Raw genomic sequence first — 24,704 nt, 5'->3', positions numbered from 1 at the left:
TCAGCCTCTGCCACGGCCCGCCGCCGGGGCCTCCACGAAGTCGTGCACCGCACCCTCGGCGGCCTGCCTGCGGCCGCTCATCGCCAGGGAGACCGACCCCGAGACCAGCTCGGCGCGGCGGGCGTTGGCCTGCTCGACCGCGCTGGAGGTGGCGTCGAGGATGGCGGACGCCACCACCTCGCAGCCGTGCCTGCGCAGTCCGGGGGCCAGCACGAGGTCGATCACCGTACCGCCGGAGTCGGCGGTGGCGGTGGCGAGCTGATCCGGGCTCGAGGCCACCACCCGGAGGGTCTCCAGCTGGTCGTGGGCCGACTCCCACTCGGACGCGATCCCACGCAGTCGGTCCAGGAACGCCTCGACGTCCACCCCGGCGCTCACCTCGTCCCGCCGTCGCGGGTGGGGTCGTCCAGCAGCGGGTCGTCCCATTCCTGCCCGTCCCACTCCTGCTCGGCCCACCGGTCGAGGAGCTCACGGGCCTCGCCCGCAGCTGCGGTCAGGGCGCGCAGGACCACCCGCGCGACGTCGGCGGGGGTGCGGTCGAGGAGTTCGGCCGGCAGGGCCAGGCCCACAGGCACGCCGTCGGTACCGACCTCGGCGACGACTCCCGTCATCGGGTCGGTGTGGCGGCAGGTCTCGGACGTCATCCGCCTGTCGGGCGGTAGAACCCGTGGAAGGACATGCCGATATTGTCCGTGCGCAGGCCCGATACCGCTACGGGGTCCCCGGCCTCGACGAGCTGGCCGTTGCCGATGTACATCGCCACGTGGCCGTCCCAGACCGCCAGATCCCCCGGCATGAGGTCCGACTGCGACACCTGCACGCCCACGTCCTGCTCCTGTGCCAACCGCGGGATCTCCACCCCGGCGTCCCGATAGGCCCACTGGGTCAGGCCGCTGCAGTCCAACCCCTGGTCGGGCGTGGTGCCGCCCCACACATAGGGGACGCCCTGCTGACTGAGCGCGTTGCGCACGGCGCCGGCGGCCTGCTCGTTGGGGGCGCTGGCCACCGACCCGTCGGGCAGCACCACCTCGACGCCGCCGCCGACGACCCCCGATCCGTCCCCGGAGGCCACTCCCGCCGACTCCGCGACGCCCACGTCCGTGCTGCTCGCGGCGCCGCCGGACGCCCCGGACGCGTCCGGGGCCACGACCCCCGCCGGGGTCGCCGAACCCGACCCGGAACCGGTGTGGGCGACGGTCGAGGCGGTGATCGCGCCGCCGGTCCCCGAGTCCGTGATGGTCCCGGGCATCCGTGGGGCGTCCGGGATGCCCGCCGCGATGGCTCGGAGCTCGGCCGTGGGGCCCGTGAGTTCGAGCTGGACGCGTTCGGCCACCTGGATCCCGCGGGCCAGGTGTTCGGCGGCCAGACCGAGTAGCGCGGCCTGCCCCGGCGGGGTCATCAGAGCGGGTCCCAGGGCCGCGGCGCGGGCGATGAACTGCTGCACGATGCCGATCACCTCGATCGTGCCCCGGACCACGATGTCGGCAGCCACCGCGGTGACGCGCGCGATCTCGACCGCCGACTCGCCGAGTGCCCCCACCGTCCGCCCGATCTCCGCCACCGAGTGGGCGGCGCCCAGCGATGCCAGGGAGTCCCAGGACTCGGAGAGCAGTCGCTCGAGCGGGGGCCCCAGCCGCTGGGCCACCTCCAACCCGTCGCTGACCGGGCGCATGATGTCCCGGGCCGGTTCGGGGACGATCTCCTCGGCGGACAGCAGGTCGAGGATCTGCCGGATCGGCCCCGCATAGGCCAGCGCGTCGGCGATCATCCGTCCAACCCCGGCGTCCCGGTCACGCCGGTACCGGCTGCGCTGATCGCGGCGGCCCCCTCGGCGTCGGTCCCGGCGTAGACGCGGCCCGTCTCGAGGACGAGCTGCCCCGCCGCATCGGTGACCCGCGCCACCCCGGCGAGCACCCCCCGGTGCCGTTCGGTGGCCGAGAGCAGCGCGGACATGAAGTCGGCCCCCACCGGTCCGACGGCGGACGCCACCGTGCCGAGGTCGAGTGAGTCCACCGCCCCGAGCGCACCGCCCAGGGCGTCGGCCAGCGTCGTCAGTCCCGCACCCAGCTCCCGCATCCCGTCCACGTCGACGTCGATCGATCCGTCCACCATCGCCTCGCCCACCATCGCCTCGCCCCCCGTCGCCTCTTATCCCGTCACAGGGTTCGACGCGTCGGGGACGCACCACGGTTCCACCGGATCCGGGAAATGTCCGCTGTGGGATCCTGTCGGCATGGACATCAACGTCGTGGACCACCCGCTGGTCGGAGACCGGCTCCGCACGCTGCGGGACTCCGCCACCGACACCGCCGGTTTCCGGGCCGCGATGGACGCGCTCGGCACCATGCTCTGCTACGAGGCCTTCCGCTCCATCCCGACCACCGGGGTGCCCGTGACCACCCCCGTGGCCGAGACGACGGGAGTCGCGGTGGACGGCGTCCCGCTCGTGGTGCCGGTCCTCCGAGCGGGTCTGGGGCTGCTGGATCCGGCCACCCGACTGCTCCCGGGAGCGCAGGTCGGGTTCGTGGGCCTGGCGCGAGACGAGGAGACCCACCAACCGGTCTCCTACCTCTGCTCGCTGCCCGACGACCTGTCCGGTCGACACGTGGTGGTGTTGGACCCCATGCTCGCCACGGGCGGCTCGCTGGTGTCGACGCTCGAGACGCTGGCCGAGCGCGGAGCGACCGGGGTCACCGTGGTCTGCGTCCTGTGCGCACCGGAGGGGATCGAGGCGGTGCGGGCGTCGGGACTGGCCGCCGCGCTCGTCACCGCGACGATCGACGACAGGCTCGACGACGACGCCTTCATCGTCCCCGGGCTCGGTGACGCCGGGGACCGCCTCTTCGGCCCCCGCTGACCGCTCTCACCCGCGGTCGTCCCCGGTGGGGACGGTCGCCCCCGCGACGGCCCGGGACAGCCCGTCCAGTCGGTGGGCGGCGTCCGTGCGGTCGGTCCCCGACGGCCGCGCAGGCGTCCACGCCTCCACGTACGTCTTGAGCAGGGGTTCGGTACCGGACGGCCGGATCACCGCACGCGCGCCCGGGACCGTCACACGGAACCCGGCCGTCCCCTCCAACGGGGTCACTTCTCCCGTCGAGGCGAGCAGGTCGGCCGCCCGTCCCAGCGCCGCGGCGGGGTCGGAGCCGGCCACGAGCGACAGCGGGACGTTGCGCCGCAGGTGCGCACCGAACTCCCGGGCGAGCGCGTCGAGCCTCGCCTCCACGGGCGCACCGCCGGATCCGATCGTCGCGCACCACGCGCCGGCCGCGGAGATCCCGTCCTTGTCCGCCACCACCTCCGGCAGTACGCAGTGCCCGATCGCCTCCTCGTAGGCGTAGCGCAGCGGCTGCCCGGCCCGGACCAGCCACTTGAATCCCGTGAGCGTCTCCACGTGCCGCCCGCCGCGGGCCGGGACCAGCAGCGACGGCAGCCTGGACGACACGATCGTCGAGGCCACCACGGGAGCGTCGGGACCGCCGGTGGAACCGGGCAGCGGCGTGCGCAGCAGGTGATCGGCCAGCACCGCGCCCGTGTCGTCGCCGTCGAGCATCCGCCATCGTCCGCGCGGGTCGCGGTGGCCCACGGCGCACCGGTCCGCGTCCGGGTCCAGCGCGATCGCCACGTCGGCGTCGATCTCCGCGGCCAGCTCCAGGAGTCTCCGGGTGGTGGCGGGCCGTTCCGGGTTCGGTGAGGCGACGGAGGGGAAATCCGGGTCGGGGTCCGCCTGCCCGGGCACCATGTGGACGTCGTCGATCCCGATGCCCGCCAGCACCCGTCGACAGATCTCGCCCCCCACGCCGTGGACCGGGGTCAGGGCGACGCGCGGGGGCACGGCGGGCGTGGGCAGGCCGGACACGACGGAGTCCACGTAGTCGTCGACGAGTGTGGGGTCCACCCGCACCCCCGTGGCCCCGGCCGTTCCGGCGGCGACGCCCTCCCGCGCGGCGGAGCGCAGGTGCCGCTCGATGTGGGTGTCCGTCGGGGGCACGATCTGTGCGCCCCCTCGTCCGTAGACCTTGATGCCGTTGTCGGTGGCGGGGTTGTGGGAGGCGGTCACCATGAGGCCGGCCACCGCGCCGCGCGCCCGGACCGCCGCCGCGACGACCGGGGTGGGGACGGGGCCGGAGGGGACGACGACGACGAGGTCGTGCGCCGCCAGCACCGCAGCCGCGACCTCCACGAACCGGGCGGACCCGTGCCGGGCGTCGCCGCCCACCACGACGGTCGATCCGGCGGGCTCGCGCTCGCGCAGGTGGCGGGCCACGGCCGTGGCCACCAGGGCGACGGTCCCGGCGTTCATCTGATCGGGCCCCGGGCCGAGCGGTGCGCGGACCCCGGCAGTACCGAAGCTTAGGGTCACGGCATCCGCTCCCGGCCCGTCGCTCAGGCCCGTGCCACGGCGGGCACCAGTGCGCGCAGCGCCCCGGTGAGGCGACGGGACCCGGCGGCCCCCGCGGCCAGGACCTCGGCGTGGTCCAGCGGCTGCCCGGTCACGCCGGCGGCGAGGTTGGTCACGAGAGAGGCCGCGACCACCTGGAGCCCGAGACCCCGGGCGGCGACGGTCTCCGGGACCGTCGACATCCCCACCAGGTCCGCACCGAGTGTGCGCAGCATGCGGATCTCGGCGGGGGTCTCGTACTGCGGGCCGGGCATGGCCGCGTAGACGGCCTCGGCGGGCCGGGAACCGGAGACGGACTCCAGCGCGTCGGTGGCGATGCCGCGCAGGTGCGGCGAGTAGGCGTCCACGAGGTCGACGAAGGCGGGGCCGGTCAGCGGGGACCGACCCGTCAGGTTGAGGTGGTCGGAGATCAGGACCAGGTCGCCGACGGCGAGGTCGGACCGCAACCCGCCGGCGGCGTTGGTGAGCACCAGCACGTGGGCCCCGGCGGCGGCCGCGACGTGGGCGGGGTGCACCACCGGCTCGGTGCCCAGGCCCTCGTAGAGATGGGTGCGGCCGGCCACCGACAGCAGCGGCACGCCGTCGACAAGACAGCTGGTGACGGTCCCGCGGTGGCCGGTGGCGGTGGGGACGGCGAAGCCGGGGAGGTCCGCTGCGGAGAACGTCACCGCGGTACCTGGGTCGGCGAGCCCGGCCACGACCTCGGACCAGCCCGATCCCAGGACCAGGGCCACCTGGTGGTGGGCGCGGCCGCTCAGGCGCGCGATCTGTTCGGCGGCCGCGCGGGCTCCGGGAGTGGGGGAGAGCAGTGGGGCCACGGTCAGGCGCCCGGGCCCACGTTGCGGGACTCACGGGTGCGCAGTTGGCGGACGTACGGGTCCGGGGCGCCCGCACACTCGGCGGCGTCGGCCAGCAGGCCGAGGTAGCGCGCCGACGGCAGGCCGCCCTCGAAGGCGTCCATGACGTACAGCCAGACCAGTTCCGTGTCCTCGCCCCCCTCGGGCGGGGAGGTGGTGACGGCGAACTCGGACTCCTGGGCGCCGACCGGGGGCCCCGGGGGTACCGTGGGGCGCCGCTGCACGCGCACCCGGATCTTGCGGGCCGGGATCGAATCGGTGCCCTCCCAGCGGTCGAGGGCGCGGGCGTCCTCGTCCGGCACGTCGTAGAGCACCACGAACACCCTCGAATCGGGGTCCTCGACCACGGTGGCCACGGCGCCCTCCCAGGTGGGGTCTTCGCCCGCGAAGGTCAGGCGCCAGCCCTCCAGCCAGCCGGTTCCGGCGAACGGGGAGTGCGGCGCGCGGGTGGTCATCTGCTCGGGATGCATGTTGGTCCCGTACGCGGCGTAGAGAGGCACGACGAACAGAGTAGTCCCTCCGCCGGGTGTGGCCCCGGCGTCCTCCGGCCGGGCACCGCCGGTTCGACTACCGTGTACGGCGGACGCGGCGCGGTGCACCACAGTGGATCGCGGCGCCCGGCCCCGACCCCGTGACCCGTGGAGGACCACCTGTGACCCAGCGCATCATCATCATCGGCGGCGGACCCGCCGGTTACGAGGCCGCGCTGGTGGCCGCGCAGTACGGTGCGGACGTCACGGTCGTGGACGCCGAGGGGATCGGCGGCAACTGTGTGCTGACCGACTGCGTACCGTCCAAGACGTTCATCGCCACGACGGGAGTGCGCACCGACATGCGTCGCGCGGAGGAGATGGGTGTCGAGATGCACTTCGACCCCACCGCGTACCGACTCGGCCAGGTCAACGGCCGGGTCAAGTCGCTGGCCCGCGCCCAGTCCGCCGACATCCGGTCGCAGCTCCAACGCGAGGGCGTGCGCCTGTTGTCGGGGACCGCACGCCTGCACGACTCCCAGCCGGGCATGGCCTCGCACCGCGTGCACGTCTCCCTGGACAGCGGGCAGGAGAAGATCCTCGACGCGGACGTGGTGCTGGTCGCCACCGGGTCCAACCCGCGCATCCTCTCCGGCGCGGAGCCGGACGGCGAGCGGATCCTGACCTGGCGCCAGCTCTACGACCTCACCGAGCTCCCCTCCCACCTGGTGGTCGTGGGGTCCGGTGTGACCGGTGCCGAGTTCGTCTCCGCCTTCACCGAGATGGGTGTGAAGGTCACGATGGTCTCCAGCCGGGACCGCGTGCTCCCGCACGAGGACGCCGACGCGGCCCTGGTGCTGGAGGAAGCGCTCAGCGAGCGGGGCGTCGCGCTGGTCAAGCACGCCCGGGCGGACGCGGTCGAGCACCACGAGGACGGCATCATCGTCCGCCTGGGCGACGGTCGTACGGTCACGGGTTCGCACGCCCTGATGTGCGTGGGCTCGATCCCCAACACCGGCGACCTCGGGCTGGAGAGTGCGGGCATCGAGGTCCAGCGCAGCGGCCACATCAAGGTGGACCGCGTCTCGCGGACCACCGCCGCGGGCATCTACGCCGCCGGGGACTGCACCGACCTGTTCCCGCTCGCCTCCGTCGCGGCGATGCAGGGCCGGATCGCCATGTACCACGCGCTGGGTGAGGGGGTCAGCCCCATCAAGCTCCGCACCGTGGCCTCGGCGGTGTTCACCCGACCCGAGATCGCCACCGTCGGCATCTCCCACGCTCAGATCGAGAGCGGGGAGGTCCCCGCCCGCGTCGAGGTGTTCCCGCTCGCCGGCAATCCGCGCGCCAAGATGCGCAGCCTGCGCCGAGGGTTCGTCAAGCTGTTCTGCCGCCCCGCCTCGGGAGTGGTGATCGGTGGGGTGATCGTGGCGCCCACCGCCTCCGAGCTCATCCTGCCGGTGTCGGTGGCCGTGCGTAACCAGCTCACCGTGGGCGACCTCGCAGGGTCGTTCTCCGTGTACCCCTCGATGACCGGGTCGATCACCGAGGCCGCCCGTCAGCTCATGCGGCACGACGACCTCGACTGATACCGCGCGCGACCCACCGGTGTGAAACCGGGCCTTAGATTAGGCTAAGCTCACGCACGGTGTCCGTGCCGTGGCACCGGGACCGTGAGGAGAAACCGTGATGATGCGACGCCGTCTTACCGCGATCGCCGCAGCCGGTTCGCTCGTGGTGGGGCTTGCGGCCTGCACCACGGACGACAGTGCCGGCGACTCTGACGCACTGGTGGTCTATTCGGGACGCAGCGAGAATCTCGTCGGCCCACTGTTCGCGCAGATCGAGGAGTCCACCGGCCTGGACCTCGAGGTGCGCTACTCCAGCACCCCCGAGATGGCTGCGCAGATCGCCGAGGAGGGCCAGGCCAGCCCGGCCGACGTCTTCTTCTCCCAGGACGCCGGGGCGCTCGGCGCCCTGTCCAAGGAGGGCCTCCTCGCCCCACTCGACGACGCGACGGTCGAGGCTGTCCCCGCCGAGTACCGCGCGACCGACGGGACCTGGGTCGCGACGAGTCTGCGCGCCCGCGTGCTGGTCTACGACTCCGAGAAGCTCGAGGAGTCCGAGGTCCCCGACACCATCGACGCACTCACCGACCCCGAATGGCGGGGCAGGCTCGGCTACGCCCCGACCAACGCCTCCTTCCAGTCGTTCGTCACCGGATTGCGGGTCGACCGGGGGGACGAGGCCGCTGAGCAGTGGCTCCGAGACTTCCTGGCGAACGAGCCGAAAACCTACGACAACAACCTGGCGCTCCTCGACGCCACCGACAACGGTGACGTGGAGCTCGGTCTCACCAATCACTACTATTGGTACAACACCGCCCAGGAGAAGGGTGCGGAGAACATGCGGGCGCGCGTCCACTACCTGGAGAAGGGCGATCCCGGAGCGCTGGTCAACGTGGCCGGTGTCGGCGTGTTGGCCTCCACGGACCGACCCGAGGACGCTCGGCGCGTGGTGGAGGAACTCCTCAGTGAGCAGGCCCAGCTCTTCTTCCTCGAGGAGGACAGTGAGTACCCGGTGGTGCCCGGCATCACCTCGGACGCCGTCGGGCTGCCCCCCTTCGAGACGCTCGGAGGCCCGGACATCGACCTGGGGGACCTCGACGGACTCGAGGAGACCCAACAGATGCTCACTCGCGTGGGCATGATCTGACGGAACCGTCATAGGCGTCCGTTCCCGGCTGCGTGGCGGCCGCCCCGTCCTCGGGGTGGCCGCAATTCTCGCGTGCTCCGCAGCCCTTATCCCGTTGGTCTACCTGGTCATCCGGGCGGGCGAGCGAGGACTCGCGTACGCGCTCGAGGTGGTCCTGTCCGGCCGGTCGGCCGAACTGTTGGTCAACACCGTGGTGCTGGTCGTCCTGGTCACGGCGGCGAGCGTGGTGGTGGGTGTCGCTCTCGCGTGGCTGACCGTGCGGACGGATCTGCCCGGGGCCCCGGTGGTCGGCGCGCTGCTCTGCGTTCCGCTCGCCATGCCCTCCTACGTCCTCGGGTATCTGTGGGTCGCCGATTTCCCCCAGGTCACGGGACTGCCGGGATCGGCCATCGTGCTGACGATCTCCTGCTACCCGTACGTCTTCCTCCCCGCCGCCGCGGCGCTGCGAACCGTGGACCCGGGCCTCGAGGAGGTGGCCCGGACCCTGGGACGCGGATCGGTCAGGGCGGTGTTCGGGGTGACGCTGCGTCAGATCCGGCCCGCCGTCGCCGCCGGGGCGCTCCTCGTGGCGCTGTACACCCTCTCCGACTTCGGCGCCGTGGCCTTGCTCCGGTACGACGCGTTCACGGTCGGCATCTACCACAGCTACCGCGCCTCGTTCGACAGGGTTCCCGCCGCGGTCCTGGCCTGCGTGCTGATCGTGGTGGCGCTCGTGGTGATGGCGGGCGAGCGGCGAGCGCGCCGGGGAGAGGTGGCCAGGGTCGGCGCGGGAGTGGACTCCCTTCCCGACCGTCTCCCGCTCGGGCGACTGCGGCCGCTCGCCTTGGCGGTGGTCGGCCTCGTCCTGGCCGGTGGCGTGCTCGCCCCGCTCGTCGGGTTGGTCCGCTGGGTACGGGCCGCCGCGGAGGTCGACGTGGCGTGGGCCCCGGTGTTCGCCGCTGCGGCCGCCACCGCGGGGGTTTCCGGCGTCGCAGCGCTCGTGACGATCGTGTTGGCGCTGCCCATCGGCATCCTCGCGGCCCGGTCGACCGGCCCGGTCGCCCGGACGACCGAGGCGGTGGCCCAGATCGGGTTCGCGTTGCCCGGGATCACGGTCGGACTGGCCGTGGTGTTCGTGGGGATCCGTCTGGTCCCCGGCCTCTACCAGCAGGTCCCGATGCTCGTGTTCGGGTACGTCGTGCTGTTCCTCCCGCTCGCCGTGGGTGTGGTCCGGTCGGCGGTCGACGCGATCCCCACTGCCCTCGAGGACGCTTCCGGCGCCCTGGGGTCCGGGCGTCTCCGGACCTTCGCCCGCGTCGTCGCCCCGCTCGCGATGCCGGGCGTCCTCGCCGGGGGATGCCTGGTGTTCCTCAGTGTGGCCAAGGAACTGCCGGCCACGCTCCTCCTGCGCCCGACCGGCACCGACACCCTGGCGTCGGCCATGTGGGCGAACACCGAGGTGGCGGCGTACTCCCAGGCGGCGCCGTACGCCGCGATGCTCGTGGCCGTCGCGGTGATCCCCGCGGCCGTACTCGGCAGGTCGTTCGGGTGGGGCGCCGGTGGGTCCGGGCGCGGGGTACCGGCCAGGACCGCGATCTCGGCACGCTCGGAGAAGACGGGGGCGGGAGCCACATGACCGCGAGGCAACGCACCGGTGGGGTGCTCGAACTCCGAGGAGTGACCGGCGGATACGGGGGCCGCACGGTCGTCCGGGACCTCGATCTGCGGGTGGGGTCCGGGGAGTTGCTGGCCGTGCTCGGGGCCTCCGGGTCGGGCAAGACGACCGTGCTGCGCATGATCGCCGGTCTCCACCCCGTCACCGCGGGCCGCATCCTGGTGGACGACCGGCGCGTGGACACACTGCCCGCCCAACACCGGGGGGTCGGACTCGTCCCACAACAGGGGGCGCTCTTCCCGCACCTGAGCGTCGCGAGGAACGTCGGGTTCGGTCTCGTCCCGGTCGCTCCGGTGGCGCGGTGGCGCGGTCGCGGCGAGCGGGCGGCCCGTGTCCGGGAGGTCCTCGAGCTGGTCGGGCTGGCGGACCGCGCCGACGACCGTCCGTCGCGGCTCTCGGGCGGACAGCAGCAGAGGGTCGCGCTCGCTCGTGCGCTCGCTCCGGGATCAGGACTCGTCCTGCTCGACGAACCGTTCAGCGCGCTCGACGCCGCACTCCGGGGGCGCGTCCGCGCCGAGGTCGCGGCGTTGCTGGCCGAGTCCGGTGCCACGTCCGTCCTCGTCACCCATGACCGGTCGGAGGCGTTGGCCACCGCGGATCGTGTCGCGGTGCTCATCGACGGCCGTCTCGCCCAGGTCGACACCCCCGAGCGGCTCTACCTCCATCCGGTGAGCCGCGAGGTCGCCCGGTTGTCCGGCGACGTGGTGCTGCTCCCGGCCACCGCGGACGGGGAGATCGCGCACACGGTCATCGGTCCGGTCCCTCTCGACGCCGCCGCGCACGGCGTCGGGACGGTCCTGTGGCGGCCCGAGAGCCTGGCGGTCCGCAGGGTCGGGTCGGACGGACACGGCGTGTGCACCGGCGTGGAGTTCATGGGCGCGTCGACACTCGTGCGGATGTGGTTCGACGGCACCGAGCAGAGCTTCGCGGTCCCGGTCTCGGGCGGTGAGGTGTTCGAGGTGGGGTCCCGGGTCGAGGTGACCCCGCTCCGCCCCGCCGTCTTCCACGAGGCCTCTCCGGCACCGGACTGATCAGCTCTCGGTCCCGGCCCACCCCAGGGTGCGCTCCACGGCGTCGTTCCATCGACCCCAGAGGCGGGTGCGTTCGGCCTCCGACATCCGCGGCGTCCACCGGCGGTCCTCCCTCCACAGGTCGCGGAGCTGGTCAGGGGAGTCCCACTGGCCCACCGCCAGCCCCGCGGCGAACGCGGCGCCCAGCGCGGTGGTCTCGGTGACCTCGGGTCGCACCACGTCGATGCCCAGGATGTCGGCCTGGAACTGCATCAGGTAGTCGTTCACGACCATGCCGCCGTCCACTCGCAGGGACTCGGCGCTCTCCCCGGCGTCGGCCGCCATCGCATCGGTCATTTCGCGGGACTGGAACGCGGTGGCCTCGAGTGCCGCACGCGCGAGGTGGGCGCGGGTATGGAACCGGGTCAGGCCCACCAGTGTGCCGCGCGCGTCCGGGCGCCACCGGGGGGCGAGCAGGCCGGAGAACGCGGGGACGAGGTAGCAGTCGCCGTTGTCCTCCAGCGATTTCGCCAGCTCCTCGGTCTCGTCCGCGCTCGAGATCACCCCGAGGTTGTCCCGTAGCCACTGCACCAGTGAGCCGGCCACCGCCACGGAGCCCTCGAGGGCGTACACGGGGTCGGCGTCACCCAACTGGTAGCAGACGGTGGTGAGCAGCCCGTTCTCGCTGAACTGCGGGGTGGTGCCGGTGTTGAGCAGGAGGAACGCGCCGGTGCCGTAGGTGTTCTTGGCGTCGCCGGGTTCGAAGCAGGTCTGACCGAACATGGCCGCCTGCTGATCGCCGAGGATCCCCGCGATCGGCGTTCCGCCGAACATGCGCCGCTCGGTGACGTGCCCGATCACACCCGACGACGGCACGATGGCGGGCAGCATCGCCCGCGGCACCCCGATCTCGCGGCAGAGCTCGTCACTCCACTGGAGGGTCCGCAGATCCATGAGCAGGGTCCGGGAGGCGTTGGTGACATCGGTGACGTGGAGTGCGGGCTCGCCGTCGGACCCGCCCCGCCGGCCGCCTGTCAGATTCCACACCAGCCACGAGTCGATCGTGCCTGCCAACAGTTCGCCCGACTCGGCCCGCTCGGTGCCGCGGAGGCCCTCGGCGTCGAGGTGGTCGAGGATCCACCGGATCTTCGGACCCGCGAAGTAGGTGGACAGGGGCAGGCCGGTGACGTCCCGGAACCGGTCGCCGCCCTCGGGGTGCCCCTCCGCCAACCGGGCGCAGATCCCGGAGGTCCGGGTGTCCTGCCAGACGATCGCGTTGTAGACCGGTTCTCCGGTCTCCCGCTCCCACACGACCACGGTCTCGCGCTGATTGGTGATGCCGATCGCGCTCACCGTCGCCGGCTCGAGGTCGACGCGGCCGGCGACCTGGGCCATGGCCGTACGGACGTTCTCCCAGATCTCCAGGGGGTCGTGCTCCACCCACCCGGCCCGCGGGAGGATCTGTCGGTGCTCGACCTGGGCCGTCGCCGCGGGGACCGGCAGCCCGTCGCCACCGAAGAGAATGGCCCGGGAGGACGTGGTCCCCTGGTCGATGGCGAGAATGCAGGTGGTACGCGTCACAGGGACAGACTACGTCCGACCGGGCGTAGAGTCGGGCGCGACCGGCCGGAGACCGACCCCCGGCCGCCGGAGGGAGCGCGATGCCCAGGTTCACATCCCGGTCCGTCCTGGGTCCGGAACACCGGGCCGAGGCGTGGCGCAGGCTGTCGGAGGAGTCCTTCGACATCGTGATCGTGGGCGGGGGTGTGGTGGGTACCGGCAGTGCCGTCGACGCCGCCACCAGGGGCTTGAGCGTCGCGATGGTCGAGGCACGGGACTTCGCCGCCGGGACGTCCTCGCGCAGCTCCAAGATGTTCCACGGTGGGCTGCGCTACCTGGAGCAACTGGACTTCGGACTCGTGGCCGAGGCCCTGCACGAGCGGGAGCTGAGCATGACCCGGCTCGCCCCGCACCTGGTCAAGCCGCTCAAGTTCCTGTTCCCGCTCACCCGCCGCTTCTGGGAACGCCCGTACATGGCCGCGGGATTCGTCCTCTACGACCTGATGGGCGGGGCCAAGAGCGTCCCGCCGCAGAAGCACTACAGCCGCGCCGGCGCACGCCGCGTGGCTCCGGGTCTGCGCGAGGACGCCGTGGTGGGTGGGATCCGGTACTGGGACACGCTGGTCGACGACGCACGGCACACACTCACGCTCGCCCGCACCGCCGCCCTGCACGGCGCCGTGGTAGCCAACTCCACCCAGGTGATCGGGTACCTGCGGGAGGGCGAACGAGTGACCGGCGTGCGGGTCCGGGACGCCGAGACCGGTGCGGAAGCCGATGTGCGCGCAGGGGTGGTGCTCAACGCGGCCGGGGTGTGGACCGATCATCTCCAGGAGATGTTGGGCGAGGAGGGCGGGTTCACGGTCCGCGCCTCCAAGGGGGTGCACATCGTGGTGGACCGGGACAAGGTCGACTCGGAGGCCGCGCTCATCCTGCGCACCGAGAAGTCCGTGCTCTTCGTGATCCCCTGGGGCGAGTACTGGATCATCGGCACCACCGATACCGACTGGCAGCTCGACCTGGCCCACCCGGCGGCCACCGGCGCGGACATCGACTACATCCTCGGGCACGTGAACGCGGTGCTGAAGAACCCGATCCTGCGGGAGGACCTGCGCGGCGTGTACGCGGGGCTGCGCCCGCTGCTCTCGGGCGGGGCCGATTCCACCGCCAAGCTCTCACGGGAACACGCCGTGATGACCGTGGCTCCGGGTGCCGTGGTGGTGGCGGGCGGCAAGTACACCACCTACCGGGTCATGGCGGCGGATGCGGTCGACGCGGCGGTCAACGAACTGGGGGAGCGTGTCGCGACGGTGCCCGCCTCCACCACGGAACAGATCCCACTCCTCGGCGCCGACGGATACCCGGCCATGGTCAACCGCGCCGACCGGATCGCCGATCACTACGAGATCCGCGAGGAGCAGGCCCAGCATCTACTCGGTCGTTACGGTTCACTCCTCGAGAACGTTCTCGACCTGGCCTCGGGCCGCCCCGATCTGTTGGAGACCCTCGGTGGCGCCGAGCGCTACCTGCGTGTCGAGATCGTCTACGCCGCCCTCGCGGAGGCCGCACTGCACCTGGAGGACGTCCTGGTGCGCCGGACCCGGATCTCCATGGAGTACCAGCACGGCGGCGTGGCGTGCGCGCGCGAGGTCGCCCAGCTCATGGCGGAGGTGCTGGCCTGGGATACCGATCGCGTCGAGCGCGAGATCGAGATGTTCGAGCAGCGCGTCGCGGCCGAGCTGGCCAGCCAGGTGACGGAGTCCGACGACGAGGCGGACGGTTTCCTGCGCGGCGTGCCCGAGGTCCGCGAGTTCCTGGTCGAGGCGGCGTTCGATCCCGCGAGCGCCGAACCGGTCATCGACCACCCGGTCTAGCAGGGGACTGAGGCCGCCCCGGCGACGACAGGGCCCCGGCGACCGATGCGGTCGCCGGGGCCCTGTGGTGTGGCGGTCAGGAGATCACTTGATCTCGCAGAGCACCGTGCCCTGGGTGACGGCCGCGCCGGCGTCGACCGCGAGGTCGGTGATGACGCCGTCCTTGTGTGCGGTGACCGGGTTCTCCATCTTCATGGCCTCGAGCACGGCCACGAGCTCACCGGCCTTGACCTCCTGGCCCTCCTCGACGGACACCTTCACGACGGTTCCCTGCATCGGCGCCGACACGGCGTCACCGGACGCGGCCGCCCCGGCGGCGCCGCCGCGGGTCCGGGCCTTGGCCTTGCGGCGGACGGTGCCGCCGTTGTGCGATCCACCGAAGGCCAGATCGCCGGGCAGGGAGACCTCGACGCGGCGACCGTCCACCTCGACGACGACCTTCTTGCGCTCGACGGGCTCGTCATCGTCGGCCGGGGCGCCGGTGGCGGTCCAGGGCTCGATCGGGTTGTCCCACTCCTCTTCGATCCACTTGGTGTAGACGTCGAAGCCCTTGCGGTCGCCGACGAACGCGGGGTTGGTGACGACGTGGGCGTGGAACGGCAGGACGGTGGCCATGCCCTCGATCTTGTACTCGGCGAGCGCGCGCGCCGAGCGGGCGAGCGCCTGGTCGCGGTCCTCGCCCCAGACGATCAGCTTGGCGAGCATCGAGTCGAACTGGCCGCCGATCGTGTCGCCCTGCTCGACGCCGGAGTCCATGCGCACCCCCGGGCCGGTGGGCTCGTGGTAGGCGGTGATGGTGCCGGGGGCCGGGAGGAAGCCGCGGCCGGCGTCCTCGCCGTTGATGCGGAACTCGAACGCGTGGCCACGGGGTGCCGGGTCTTCGGTGAACTCGAGCACCTCACCCTCGGCGATCTTGAACTGCTGCAGCACGAGGTCGATGCCCGCGGTCTCCTCGGTGACCGGGTGCTCCACCTGGAGGCGGGTGTTGACCTCGAGGAACGAGATCGTGTCGCCCTGGACCATGTACTCGACGGTGCCGGCGCCGTAGTAGCCGGCCTCCTTGCAGATGGCCTTGGCCGAGTCGTGGATCCGCTTGCGCTGCTCGTCGGTGAGGAACGGCGCCGGGGCCTCCTCGACGAGCTTCTGGAAACGGCGCTGCAGGGAGCAGTCGCGGGTGCCGGCGACGACCACGTTGCCGTGCTGGTCGGCGAGCACCTGCGCCTCGACGTGGCGGGCCTTGTCGAGGTACTGCTCGACGAAGCACTCGCCGCGGCCGAACGCGGAGATGGCCTCACGGGTGGCCGAGTCGAAGAGCTCGGCGACCTCGGACATCTCGTGGGCGACCTTCATGCCGCGCCCGCCACCACCGAAGGCGGCCTTGATGGCGATGGGCAGGCCGTACTGCTCGGCGAACGCGACGACCTCGCCCGCGTCCTTGACCGGGTCCTTGGTCCCGGCGGCCATCGGGGCCTTGGCCCGCTCGGCGATGTGGCGGGCGGTGACCTTGTCACCGAGGTCGCGGATCGCGTGGGGCGGGGGGCCGATCCAGATCAGCCCGGCGTCGATGACGGCCTGCGCGAAGTCGGCGTTTTCAGAGAGGAAGCCGTACCCGGGGTGGATGGCGTCGGCGCCGGACTTGGCGGCGGCGTCGAGGATCTTGTCGAAGACCAGGTAGGACTCCGCAGACGTCTGGCCTCCCAGTGCGAAGGCCTCGTCGGCCAGCTTGACGAACAGTGCGTCGGCGTCGGGCTCGGCGTACACGGCCACGCTGGCCAGACCGGCGTCCTTCGCCGCGCGGATCACACGGACAGCGATCTCGCCGCGGTTGGCGACGAGGACCTTCGTGATGTGAGAGCTGGCATGACTGGGCACTCAGGGCCTCCTGGTGATGGACGTCTCTTAGACCGGTGCGCCCGGTGGGGGCACCGATATTCTTCCGCAGTCTAATGAGAGGCCCCCCTCATGTGTGGGTTTGGGGGTCCATGGGTTGCCCGACGGGGGCGGCCTCTCCGAGCGCTACTCGCTGTGACCTGCGGTTCCGCGACGGAGCTCGGGACGCCACACCCGGTGCGCGTGGAGCCCGACGTCCTCGAGGAGGCGCCGGAGCAGAGGCAGACTGAGCCCGATGACGCTCGACGGGTCGCCTTCGATCCGGTCGATGAACCACCCACCGAGGGACTCGATGGTGAAGGCGCCCGCGCACTCCAGTGGCTCGCCGGTGCGGAGGTACACGTCCAGGTCGGCGTCCGAGGGCGCGCCGAAGTGCACGGTGGTGTCGGAGGTGTCGGATCCGGTGTCGGTGACGACGAGGGGGCCGTCTCCCGTGAGGTCGGCCACGATCAGGGCGTGCCCGGTGAGCAGGACCCCGTGTCGACCGCGCATCTTCTTCCAGCGCTCCATCGCCCGCTCATAGGTGTGGGGTTTGCCCTCGAGGTGGCCGTCCACGAGGAGCATCGAGTCGCAGCCCACCACGATGAGCGTGTCGGCCCCTGCCGCGCGGGCCTCCTGCGCGAGGGATCCGCCCTCGCGCTCGAGGACGTCCCGGGCCTTCGCCCGGGCCAGTTCCTCGACGACCCGGACATGCGGGGTCCCCGGGGGGAGTGAGGCCTGGAGGAGGTCCTCGTCGACGTGGGGGTGTCTGACGAGTGGGTCCACCCCGGCGTGCTCGAGGATCCGCAGGCGGGAGGGAGAGGCCGAGGCGAGGACGAACGAGATCATGTGGCCAGCGTAGCCACGGTGTCGGGTACGCGGCGCGGCCCGGCGTCAGTCCCGCGGCGCGGCCCGGCGTCAGTCCCGCGGCGCGGCCCGGCGTCAGTCCCGCGGCAGCAGCATGGTGACGGTGAGTGTGGTGGGCTCGAGCGCGCGCACGGAGTGTCGCAGCTTCGGCGTGAGGTGCAGGATCTCGCCCGGGCGAAGGTCCACCGTGCGGTCGGGGAGGCCGAACTCGACGCGCCCCCGGAGTAGTTGGATCAGCACGGGGTGGTGGGCGGCGTGATCGCCCAGTTCATGTCCCTCACCGAACTCGAACGCCACGATCTTGGTGGTCTCGTCGTGGTGGATCACGGAGGCCCGCGGCCGGCCCTCGAACGGCTCCTCGCGGCCGATGATGCCGGTGAGGTGGGTGGCGGAGCCCTCGGTGGTCCCGGCGCGGCTGCCGTGATCGCGGTCGTCGCGGGCGGCGGCGTCCGAACCCTCCTCCGGGGTGGTGGGCTGGTCGGACATGAGGTGCCTCCTGGAACTGGCTGAGCTCCCAGCGTACCGGCCACGCGGCTCTGCGGACGTCGTCGTGGTGGGGCGGCATCCGCGCCAGCGCCTGCCCGCTCCGACCACAACCGCCCCCGGCCCTGCACTCCCGCCGGCGCTTCGGTGCGCGCGGGAGTGCAAGGCCGGGGGCGGCTGCCAGGGCCGGTCGTGGTGGGCCGACTCAGTACTGGCGGCGGTTGAGGAACGACGTCGGGTTGTAGCCGAACGGCGGCCGCAGTCGCTCCTCGTACGAGCCCCAGTCGTCCTTGATGTCCGTGGGTGACTCGCCCTCGTGGACGGCGTTTCCCTGCGCGGTCGCCAGGACCGCGGACAGGACGCCCACCTCGACCGCGGTGGGGTTGCCTCGCACGACCTCGAAGAACGGTGCTGCGGGCTTCTCCCCGTCCGGCTGCTTCTCCGCGGCCGTCACAGCGGGATGTTCCCGTGCTTCTTGGCGGGCACCTCGACCACCTTGCGGTCGAGCAACCGGAGGGCCTGTGCCACCTGCAGGCGGGTGTGCGACGGCGGGATGACCGCGTCGACGTACCCGCGCTCCGCGGCGACGTACGGGTTGACGAGCGTGTCCTCGTACTCGGCCTGCAGCTTCAGCCGCAGCGCGTCGACGTCCTCCCCGTTCGCGGCGGCGGCCTTGAGCTGCTCGCGGTAGACGAACCCGACGGCGCCGGAGGCGCCCATGACGGCGATCTCGGCGGTCGGCCACGCCAGGTTGATGTCGGCGCCCATGTGCTTGGAGCCCATGACGTCGTACGCGCCGCCATAGGCCTTGCGGGTGATCACGGTGACCTTCCCGACGGTGGCCTCACCGTAGGCGTAGAGCAGCTTGGCGCCGCGGCGGATGATCCCGTCGAACTCCTGGCCGGTGCCCGGAAGGAATCCCGGGACGTCGACCAGGGTGAGGATCGGGATGTTGAAGGCGTCGCAGGTGCGGACGAAGCGCGCGGCCTTCTCGGAGGCCTTGATGTCCAGGCAGCCGGCGAACTGGGTGGGCTGGTTGGCCACCACGCCGACGCTGCGGCCCTCGACCCGGCCGAAGCCGACGATCACGTTCATGGCGTACTGCGCCTGGGTCTCGAGGAACTCGCCGTCGTCGACGATGTGGCTGATGACCTCATGCATGTCGTACGGGCTGTTCGAGGAGTCCGGGATGATCGTGTCCAGCTCGTGGTCCTCGAGGCTGAGGTTGTCCTCGATCGCTCCCTCGGCCTCGGGGAACGGGAAGCGGGGGGCCTCGGCCCGGTTGTTGCTGGGGAGGTAGGACAGCAGGTCCTTGACGTAGTCCAGAGCGTCCTGCTCGTCACTCGCGGTGTAGTGGGAGACGCCCGACTTGGTCATGTGGGTGTTGGCGCCGCCCAGTTCCTCCTGGGTGACCTCCTCGCCGGTGACCGTCTTGATGACGTCCGGGCCGGTGACGAACATCTGCGAGGTCTTGTCGACCATCACGGTGAAGTCCGTGAGCGCGGGGGAGTAGACGTGGCCGCCGGCGGAGGGGCCCATGACCAGTGACACCTGGGGGATGACCCCGGACGCCAGGACGTTGCGGTGGAAGATCTGCCCGTAGAGACCCAGCGACACCACACCCTCCTGGATGCGAGCACCGGCACCGTGGTTGATCCCGATCATCGGTCGGCCGGTCTTGAGGGCCAGGTCCATGACCTTGACGATCTTCTCGCCGTAGACCTCACCGAGCGACCCGCCGAACACGGTGGCGTCCTGCGAGAAGACGCACACGCTCCGGCCGTCGATGGTGCCGTATCCGGTGATCACCCCGTCACCCAGCGGACGACGCTCGGCCAGGCCGAAGGTGGTGGCCCGGTGGCGGGCGAGCGCGTCGATCTCCACGAACGAACCGGGATCGAGGAGGTTCTCGATCCGCTCGCGGGCCGTCATGAGGCCCTTCTCGTGCGTCCGGTCGATCGCCGCCTGCCCCATCGGGGCGCGGGCTTCGTCGAGGCGCCGACGCAGCTCGGACAGCTTGCCGGCGGTCGTGTGGATGTCGGGCGTCGCAGCGTCGGTCTGGACGTCGTCACTCACGTCCGGTTCTGAGGCAGTCGTCATGTTGCAAGACTCTAACGACTCGGACGGCCCCGTGGCGATGTGACCCGGTCTACTCCCCCGACACCGGCCCCGCCCGCGGTCGGAGATCGGACCTACTCTGGACCTCGTGCACGCAGACCCCGAAACCGATTTCCCGCGCCCGCTCGACGCAGACGCGCTCCGCCGAGCGCTGGTCGAGGGGCCGGATGCGTTGTACACGTCGCTCGAGGTGCTGGAGGAGATCGGGTCGACCAACGCGGAGGCGATCAGACGAGCGGGCCTCGGGGCGCCGGACCGCAGTGTCGTGCTGGCGGAATTCCAGGCCTCGGGCCGCGGCAGGCTCGGTCGCACGTGGACGGCGCCGCCCCGGACCCAGGTGGTGGTGAGCGTCCTGCTGCGGCCCGGAACGGTCTCACCCACCCTGTTCGGATGGCTTCCCCTGGTCACGGGACTCGCCATCCGTGACGGGCTCGTGGCGGCGGGTGGTGTGGACGCCACCCTCAAGTGGCCCAACGACGTGTTGGTCGACGGGTGCAAGATCGCGGGGATCCTCTCGGAGATGACCACCGTCCCCGCGGAGGGGGACTTCGAACTCCGACTCCCTGCCCTGGTGGTCGGTGTGGGGATCAACGTGACCCTGACGCGGGAGCAACTGCCCATCCCGCACGCGACCTCACTCGCCCTCTCCGGCGGGACGACCGACCGTGACGCCGTGGCGCGCGCGGTGCTCGAGGCCCTGGCAAGTCGGCACGAGCAGTGGCGCCGATGCGAACACGGGAGCGGATCGACCATCTCGGACGAGCTCATGGCCGAGTACTCGCAGGCCTGCTCGACCCTCGGCGCCGAGGTCCGCGTCGAGCTCCCGGGAGACGTCGTGCGGACCGGGCGTGCCGCACGAGTGGACAGGGAGGGCCGCCTCGTCGTCGTCACGTCCGACGGCGAGTTGGCCGTCGCCGCCGGGGACGTGACCCACGTCCGTCCCGCCGCCGGCCGGTGGGGCGGCTGACCCGTGGGTTTCGTCCGTTCGGTCGTCGCGCCGGGGGAGACGCTGATCGTCCACAGCCACCCGCACTGGCGGGGCCTCGTGCGCCCCGCGCTGGTGACGGTGATCGGTGCCGGGCTCGCCGGGATCGCGGGCGGCTTCATCGAGACGCAGGTCGTGCACCCGGGCGACCGCGCCGCGACCTGGGCGATGGTGGCGGGGCTCTACCTCCTCGTCGTGTTGCGCTTCGGCCTGTGGCCCGCCCTCCGCTGGGCGCGTACCGATCTCGTGGTGACCGACGAACGCGTCCTCTACCGGCCGGCGGGATCGTCCCGGCGGTGCGTCGACGTCCCGCTGCGCAGGGTCAGTGCAGTGCGGTTCCAGCACACGTTGGCCGACCGGGCGCTGGGCACGGGGTGCCTCATCCTCGAGTGCGGTCACCTGCCCCCGGTGGAGATCGACCACGTGCCCGGAGTGGCGCGCGTGCACGCCACGGTCTACGACGAACTGCTCCGGCTACCCCCTCCGCCGCCGCCCGGGCCACCCGCTCCGGCGGCCCGCTTCCGTTGGGGGCTCCCGGGGCGACGCTGACCACCCCGCCACACGTGAGAACATGGGCCACGTGAACGACGACTCGCGCATTCGCCGCAATCCACTCGGTTCGCCCGTCGTGGCGATGATCGGGGGCGGGCAACTCGCCCGGATGACCCACCAGTCGGCCGTGGCCCTCGGGCAGACCCTGCGTGTGCTCGCCGCCGACCCGGAGGACCCGGCCGCCCAGGTCACCCCCGACGTGGTGATCGGCGCCCACGACGACCCCGACGCGGTGCGCAGCGTCGCCGCCGGCGCCGACGTGATGACCTTCGACCACGAGCACGTGCCGCCGGAGATCCTCGTCGAGCTCGAGTCCGCCGGCGTGGCGGTGCGACCCCGTGCCGCGGCGCTCATCCACGCCCAGGACAAGCTGGTCATGCGTCGCGCGCTCGACGAGATCGGGGCTCCGATCCCGCCGTTCACGGCGGTCGACTCCGTCGAGGACGTGCGGCGTTTCCACGCCGAGCAGGAGGGACGCATCGTCCTCAAGGCCGCGCGTGGGGGATACGACGGCCGCGGGGTGTGGATGCCGGATTCCCTGGAGGCGGCCGAGCGGATCGCGACCGAGCAGCTCGACGCGGGCGTGCCGATGATGGCCGAGGCGCGCGTGCCGTGGACCCGGGAGCTGTCCGCTCTCGTCGCACGCTCGCCCTTCGGTCAGGGAGCGGTGTGGCCCGTCGTGGAGACGGTGCAGCGTGACGGCATCTGCGCGGTCGTCGTGGCGCCGGCCACCGGGCTACCCGACGACCTCCGATCCGCCGTGCAGGCCACCGCCCTGCGCCTGGCCGAACACCTCGACGTCACCGGTGTCATGGCGGTCGAGCTCTTCGAGGTCATCGGTTCCGACGGACGCCCCGGTGTGCTGGTCAACGAGCTGGCGATGCGTCCCCACAACTCCGGTCACTGGACCATGGACGGTGCCACGACCAGTCAGTTCGAGCAGCACCTGCGTGCCGTGCTCGACTACCCGCTGGGTTCCACGGTGCCGACCGCCCCGGTGACCGTGATGGCGAACGTGCTCGGGGCGCCGGAGGCGCCGGAGATGAGCATGGACGAGCGGGTCCACCACCTCGGGGCCCGCTTCCCGCACGCCAAGGTGCACCTCTACGGCAAATCCGAACGGCCGGGCCGCAAGATCGGACACGTGAACGTCCTCGCCGACCCCGGCGTCGACCCGGACGACGCCGACCAGGTGGCCCCGGTCCGCGCGGTGGCCGAGCACGCCGCACACTGGCTCTCCCACGCGGAGTGGGCCGACGGCTGGGACCCCCACACGGGGGCTCCGGTCGGGGACTTCGACCGCTGACGCCACACCTTCGACGAAAGGCACCACCATGACCGCACCACAGGGCGGGCCGCAGGTCGGTCTGATCATGGGCAGCGACTCCGACTGGCCGACCATGGAGGCGGCCGCGGAGGCGCTCGCCGAGTTCGGTATCGCCTTCGAAGTCGGGGTGGTCTCGGCGCACCGGACCCCGCAGAAGATGCTCGACTACGCCCGCTCGGCCGCCGGCCGGGGGATCCGGGTGGTGATCGCGGGGGCCGGTGGTGCCGCGCACCTGCCCGGGATGGTCGCCTCGGCCACCGCGCTGCCGGTCATCGGCGTGCCGGTACCGCTCAAGTACCTGGACGGGATGGACTCGCTCCTGTCGATCGTGCAGATGCCCGCCGGGGTCCCCGTGGCCACCGTGTCGATCGGCGGCGCGCGCAACGCCGGGCTCCTGGCGGTCAGGATCCTCGCCGCCTCCGACCCCGCGCTGCGTGAGCGCATGGAGAGCTTCCAGGACGATCTCGAGGCGATGGTGGAGCGCAAGGACGCCGCGCTGCGGCAGACCCTCCTGGGCTGACCGGGCGGTTCCCCGCGTGCGACCGGGGGGACGGTCGAGGGGGCGGCGGCGCCAGGACCGGGCGGAGGTTTCCGGCTGGTAACTTGGGTGGTCGGGCGCGGCACGTCAGACCCCGCGGCGAGGATGACGGCAGGACGTGCGTCGTCGGCATCGCCGGGAGGTACCCCGGACGGTGTCCGCCGCGCGATCTGCCCCGACGAATCCCTCATGGAGGACCGCACATGTCCGGTAACCCCGACTTCGACCTGTACCGCCCGGCGGAGGAGCACGAGGAGCTCCGCGCCGCGATCCGGGCCCTCTCCGAGAAGGAGATCGAGCCGCACGCCGCGGACGTCGACGAGAACGAGCGTTTCCCGCAGGAGGCCCTCGACGCGCTCAACGCCTCGGGCTTCAACGCGGTCCACGTGCCGGAGGAGTACGGCGGGCAGGGAGCGGACTCGGTCGCGGCCTGCATCGTCATCGAGGAGGTCGCCCGCGTCTGCGGTTCGTCCTCCCTGATCCCGGCCGTGAACAAGCTCGGCACCATGGGCCTGATCCTGGCCGGGGGGGAGGACCTCAAGCAGCGGGTCCTGTCCGAGATCGCCGAGGGCAAGATGGCCTCCTACGCCCTGTCCGAGCGCGAGGCCGGATCGGACGCGGCGGCCATGCGCACCCGCGCCCGCCAGGACGGCGACGACTGGATCCTCAACGGCGGCAAGGCGTGGATCACCAACGGCGGCAAGTCCACCTGGTACACCGTCATGGCGGTCACCGACCCGGAGAAGGGCGCCGGCGGCATCTCCGCGTTCATGGTCCACGCCGACGACGAGGGCTTCGGCGTCTCCAAGACCGAGAAGAAGCTCGGTATCAAGGGCTCGCCCACCGCGGAGCTGTACTTCGAGAACTGCCGCATCCCGGGTGACCGGATCATCGGCGAGCCGGGCACCGGGTTCAAGACCGCCCTGCAGACCCTGGACCACACCCGCCCCACCATCGGCGCCCAGGCCGTGGGCCTGGCCCAGGGTGCGCTCGACGCGGCGATCGCCTACACGAAGGAGCGCAAGCAGTTCGGGCGCGCGATCTCGGACTTCCAGAACACGCAGTTCATGCTCGCGGACATGGCGATGAAGGTCCAGGCCTCCCGCCTCATGGTGTACACCGCTGCGGCCAACGCCGAGCGCGGCAGCGCACCGGGTGGCCAGAAGCTGGGCTTCATGGCCGCGGCGTCCAAGACCTTCGCCTCGGACGTCGCGATGGAGGTCACCACCAACGCCGTGCAGCTCTTCGGCGGCGCCGGGTACACCCGCGACTTCCCGGTCGAGCGCATGATGCGCGACGCCAAGATCACCCAGATCTACGAGGGCACCAACCAGATCAACCGCATGGTGATGGCGCGTCAGATCCTGAGCTGACCCGACGGGCCCCGGTCCGCTGACCGGCACTCGAGAGCCGCCACTTCCGACCG

At 72.0% G+C, this 24,704-nt stretch carries 23 protein-coding genes and 2 pseudogenes; 11 read left to right on the top strand and 14 right to left on the bottom strand.

Translation table 11 applies throughout. From position 1 onward, the window contains the following. Genes NJE57_RS07430 through NJE57_RS07415 form a run of 4 tightly spaced genes read right to left on the bottom strand, consistent with a single transcriptional unit; the run spans position 1 to position 2,112 of the window. Positions 1–378, bottom strand: a complete 378-nt coding sequence (locus NJE57_RS07430) for a YbaB/EbfC family nucleoid-associated protein (RefSeq protein ID WP_319027750.1) — start codon at positions 376–378, stop codon at positions 1–3. Beyond that, positions 375–644, bottom strand: coding sequence for a hypothetical protein (locus tag NJE57_RS07425; protein WP_319027749.1), 270 nt, complete (start codon positions 642–644; stop codon positions 375–377). The genes NJE57_RS07430 and NJE57_RS07425 overlap by 4 nt, the downstream gene beginning before the upstream one ends. Beyond that, entirely contained in the window at positions 641–1,768 is a 1,128-nt protein-coding gene (locus NJE57_RS07420; RefSeq protein ID WP_319027748.1) for a C40 family peptidase, read from the bottom strand. Before NJE57_RS07420 ends, NJE57_RS07425 begins: the two co-directional genes overlap by 4 nt. After that, positions 1,765–2,112, bottom strand: coding sequence for a type VII secretion target (locus NJE57_RS07415; RefSeq protein ID WP_319027747.1), 348 nt, complete (start codon positions 2,110–2,112; stop codon positions 1,765–1,767). Before NJE57_RS07415 ends, NJE57_RS07420 begins: the two co-directional genes overlap by 4 nt. Before the next feature lie 121 nt (positions 2,113–2,233). Between NJE57_RS07415 and upp the strand changes: the two genes are divergently transcribed. Continuing rightward, on the top strand, positions 2,234–2,857 hold the full coding sequence (gene upp / locus NJE57_RS07410) for a uracil phosphoribosyltransferase (RefSeq protein WP_319027746.1): 624 nt from the start codon (positions 2,234–2,236) through the stop codon (positions 2,855–2,857). A gap of 6 nt (positions 2,858–2,863) precedes the next feature. On the opposite strand, the gene NJE57_RS07405 is transcribed toward upp, so the two are convergent. The 4 genes and pseudogenes from NJE57_RS07405 to NJE57_RS20005 all read right to left on the bottom strand — a co-directional run. After that, the gene (locus NJE57_RS07405) at positions 2,864–4,360 is read right to left on the bottom strand and encodes a phospho-sugar mutase (RefSeq protein WP_319027745.1); all 1,497 of its coding nucleotides are present in this window, start codon (positions 4,358–4,360) and stop codon (positions 2,864–2,866) included. A gap of 23 nt (positions 4,361–4,383) precedes the next feature. Further along, positions 4,384–5,217: a purine-nucleoside phosphorylase gene (locus tag NJE57_RS07400; protein ID WP_413464377.1), complete on the bottom strand. Its 834-nt coding sequence runs from the start codon at positions 5,215–5,217 to the stop codon at positions 4,384–4,386. A gap of 2 nt (positions 5,218–5,219) precedes the next feature. Continuing rightward, positions 5,220–5,378 (bottom strand): annotated as a pseudogene (locus NJE57_RS20010) (gamma-glutamylcyclotransferase); the annotation flags it as partial. 92 nt (positions 5,379–5,470) lie between these two features. After that, positions 5,471–5,756: pseudogene (locus NJE57_RS20005) on the bottom strand (gamma-glutamylcyclotransferase family protein); the annotation flags it as partial. Positions 5,757–5,908: 152 nt separating this feature from the next. On the opposite strand from NJE57_RS20005, the gene NJE57_RS07390 reads away from it, so the two are divergent. The 4 genes from NJE57_RS07390 to NJE57_RS07375 all read left to right on the top strand — a co-directional run bounded on the left by NJE57_RS07390 (position 5,909) and on the right by NJE57_RS07375 (position 11,126). Then, on the top strand, positions 5,909–7,315 hold the full coding sequence (locus NJE57_RS07390) for an NAD(P)H-quinone dehydrogenase (protein WP_319027743.1): 1,407 nt from the start codon (positions 5,909–5,911) through the stop codon (positions 7,313–7,315). A 100-nt stretch (positions 7,316–7,415) separates the two neighbouring features. Further along, positions 7,416–8,441 (top strand): iron ABC transporter substrate-binding protein, encoded by a 1,026-nt coding sequence (locus tag NJE57_RS07385; protein ID WP_319027884.1) that lies wholly within the window; start codon positions 7,416–7,418, stop codon positions 8,439–8,441. 55 nt (positions 8,442–8,496) lie between these two features. Beyond that, on the top strand, positions 8,497–10,056 hold the full coding sequence (locus NJE57_RS07380; protein WP_319027742.1) for an iron ABC transporter permease: 1,560 nt from the start codon (positions 8,497–8,499) through the stop codon (positions 10,054–10,056). Next, entirely contained in the window at positions 10,053–11,126 is a 1,074-nt protein-coding gene (locus NJE57_RS07375; protein WP_319027741.1) for an ABC transporter ATP-binding protein, read from the top strand. The genes NJE57_RS07380 and NJE57_RS07375 overlap by 4 nt, the downstream gene beginning before the upstream one ends. Here the strand turns inward: NJE57_RS07375 and glpK are convergent, their stop codons facing one another. After that, positions 11,127–12,686 (bottom strand): glycerol kinase GlpK, encoded by a 1,560-nt coding sequence (glpK, locus tag NJE57_RS07370; protein ID WP_319027740.1) that lies wholly within the window; start codon positions 12,684–12,686, stop codon positions 11,127–11,129. Positions 12,687–12,766: 80 nt separating this feature from the next. On the opposite strand from glpK, the gene NJE57_RS07365 reads away from it, so the two are divergent. After that, positions 12,767–14,539, top strand: a complete 1,773-nt coding sequence (locus tag NJE57_RS07365) for a glycerol-3-phosphate dehydrogenase/oxidase (protein WP_319027739.1) — start codon at positions 12,767–12,769, stop codon at positions 14,537–14,539. Positions 14,540–14,623: 84 nt separating this feature from the next. Here the strand turns inward: NJE57_RS07365 and NJE57_RS07360 are convergent, their stop codons facing one another. The 5 genes from NJE57_RS07360 to NJE57_RS07340 form a co-directional block, all read right to left on the bottom strand. Then, positions 14,624–16,411: an acetyl/propionyl/methylcrotonyl-CoA carboxylase subunit alpha gene (locus tag NJE57_RS07360; RefSeq protein WP_319027738.1), complete on the bottom strand. Its 1,788-nt coding sequence runs from the start codon at positions 16,409–16,411 to the stop codon at positions 14,624–14,626. Between the two features lie 144 nt (positions 16,412–16,555). Further along, positions 16,556–17,257 (bottom strand): Maf family protein, encoded by a 702-nt coding sequence (locus tag NJE57_RS07355; RefSeq protein WP_319027737.1) that lies wholly within the window; start codon positions 17,255–17,257, stop codon positions 16,556–16,558. A 93-nt stretch (positions 17,258–17,350) separates the two neighbouring features. Next, the gene (locus NJE57_RS07350) at positions 17,351–17,761 is read right to left on the bottom strand and encodes a cupin domain-containing protein (RefSeq protein WP_319027736.1); all 411 of its coding nucleotides are present in this window, start codon (positions 17,759–17,761) and stop codon (positions 17,351–17,353) included. A gap of 202 nt (positions 17,762–17,963) precedes the next feature. Next, positions 17,964–18,212 carry an acyl-CoA carboxylase subunit epsilon gene (locus NJE57_RS07345; RefSeq protein ID WP_319027735.1) on the bottom strand — a complete coding sequence of 83 codons (249 nt, stop codon included), beginning with the start codon at positions 18,210–18,212 and terminating at the stop codon, positions 17,964–17,966. After that, a complete protein-coding gene (locus NJE57_RS07340) occupies positions 18,209–19,858 on the bottom strand; it encodes an acyl-CoA carboxylase subunit beta (protein WP_319027734.1) in 1,650 nt (549 codons plus the stop codon). Before NJE57_RS07340 ends, NJE57_RS07345 begins: the two co-directional genes overlap by 4 nt. Before the next feature lie 106 nt (positions 19,859–19,964). Between NJE57_RS07340 and NJE57_RS07335 the strand changes: the two genes are divergently transcribed. From NJE57_RS07335 to NJE57_RS07315, 5 genes are all read left to right on the top strand, one after another. Then, a complete protein-coding gene (locus NJE57_RS07335; protein WP_319027733.1) occupies positions 19,965–20,843 on the top strand; it encodes a biotin--[acetyl-CoA-carboxylase] ligase in 879 nt (292 codons plus the stop codon). 3 nt (positions 20,844–20,846) lie between these two features. Beyond that, on the top strand, positions 20,847–21,410 hold the full coding sequence (locus NJE57_RS07330; RefSeq protein ID WP_319027732.1) for a PH domain-containing protein: 564 nt from the start codon (positions 20,847–20,849) through the stop codon (positions 21,408–21,410). 22 nt (positions 21,411–21,432) lie between these two features. Then, positions 21,433–22,719, top strand: a complete 1,287-nt coding sequence (locus tag NJE57_RS07325; RefSeq protein WP_319027731.1) for a 5-(carboxyamino)imidazole ribonucleotide synthase — start codon at positions 21,433–21,435, stop codon at positions 22,717–22,719. Positions 22,720–22,747: 28 nt separating this feature from the next. Then, a complete protein-coding gene (gene purE / locus NJE57_RS07320; RefSeq protein WP_319027730.1) occupies positions 22,748–23,260 on the top strand; it encodes a 5-(carboxyamino)imidazole ribonucleotide mutase in 513 nt (170 codons plus the stop codon). Between the two features lie 221 nt (positions 23,261–23,481). Next, positions 23,482–24,651 (top strand): acyl-CoA dehydrogenase family protein, encoded by a 1,170-nt coding sequence (locus NJE57_RS07315; protein WP_319027729.1) that lies wholly within the window; start codon positions 23,482–23,484, stop codon positions 24,649–24,651. Positions 24,652–24,704: the final 53 nt, after the last annotated feature.

The organism is Dietzia sp. PP-33, from assembly GCF_033790845.1.
In the GTDB taxonomy this organism is placed as follows: domain Bacteria; phylum Actinomycetota; class Actinomycetes; order Mycobacteriales; family Mycobacteriaceae; genus Dietzia.
Note: the sequence above shows the minus strand (reverse complement) of the source record. Positions and strands in the feature narration are given on the sequence as shown.

What these genes read in the sequence shown, in the direction of transcription:
- NJE57_RS07425 (WP_319027749.1), bottom strand. Translation starts at nt 644, where the DNA reads ATGACGTCCGAGACCTGCCGCCACACCGACCCGATGACGGGAGTCGTC.
- NJE57_RS07420 (WP_319027748.1), bottom strand. Translation starts at nt 1,768, where the DNA reads ATGATCGCCGACGCGCTGGCCTATGCGGGGCCGATCCGGCAGATCCTC.
- NJE57_RS07415 (WP_319027747.1), bottom strand. Translation starts at nt 2,112, where the DNA reads ATGGTGGACGGATCGATCGACGTCGACGTGGACGGGATGCGGGAGCTG.
- upp (WP_319027746.1), top strand. Translation starts at nt 2,234, where the DNA reads ATGGACATCAACGTCGTGGACCACCCGCTGGTCGGAGACCGGCTCCGC.
- NJE57_RS07385 (WP_319027884.1), top strand. Translation starts at nt 7,416, where the DNA reads ATGATGCGACGCCGTCTTACCGCGATCGCCGCAGCCGGTTCGCTCGTG.
- NJE57_RS07375 (WP_319027741.1), top strand. Translation starts at nt 10,053, where the DNA reads ATGACCGCGAGGCAACGCACCGGTGGGGTGCTCGAACTCCGAGGAGTG.
- NJE57_RS07365 (WP_319027739.1), top strand. Translation starts at nt 12,767, where the DNA reads ATGCCCAGGTTCACATCCCGGTCCGTCCTGGGTCCGGAACACCGGGCC.
- NJE57_RS07355 (WP_319027737.1), bottom strand. Translation starts at nt 17,257, where the DNA reads ATGATCTCGTTCGTCCTCGCCTCGGCCTCTCCCTCCCGCCTGCGGATC.
- NJE57_RS07350 (WP_319027736.1), bottom strand. Translation starts at nt 17,761, where the DNA reads ATGTCCGACCAGCCCACCACCCCGGAGGAGGGTTCGGACGCCGCCGCC.
- NJE57_RS07340 (WP_319027734.1), bottom strand. Translation starts at nt 19,858, where the DNA reads ATGACGACTGCCTCAGAACCGGACGTGAGTGACGACGTCCAGACCGAC.
- NJE57_RS07325 (WP_319027731.1), top strand. Translation starts at nt 21,433, where the DNA reads ATGGGCCACGTGAACGACGACTCGCGCATTCGCCGCAATCCACTCGGT.
- purE (WP_319027730.1), top strand. Translation starts at nt 22,748, where the DNA reads ATGACCGCACCACAGGGCGGGCCGCAGGTCGGTCTGATCATGGGCAGC.
- NJE57_RS07315 (WP_319027729.1), top strand. Translation starts at nt 23,482, where the DNA reads ATGTCCGGTAACCCCGACTTCGACCTGTACCGCCCGGCGGAGGAGCAC.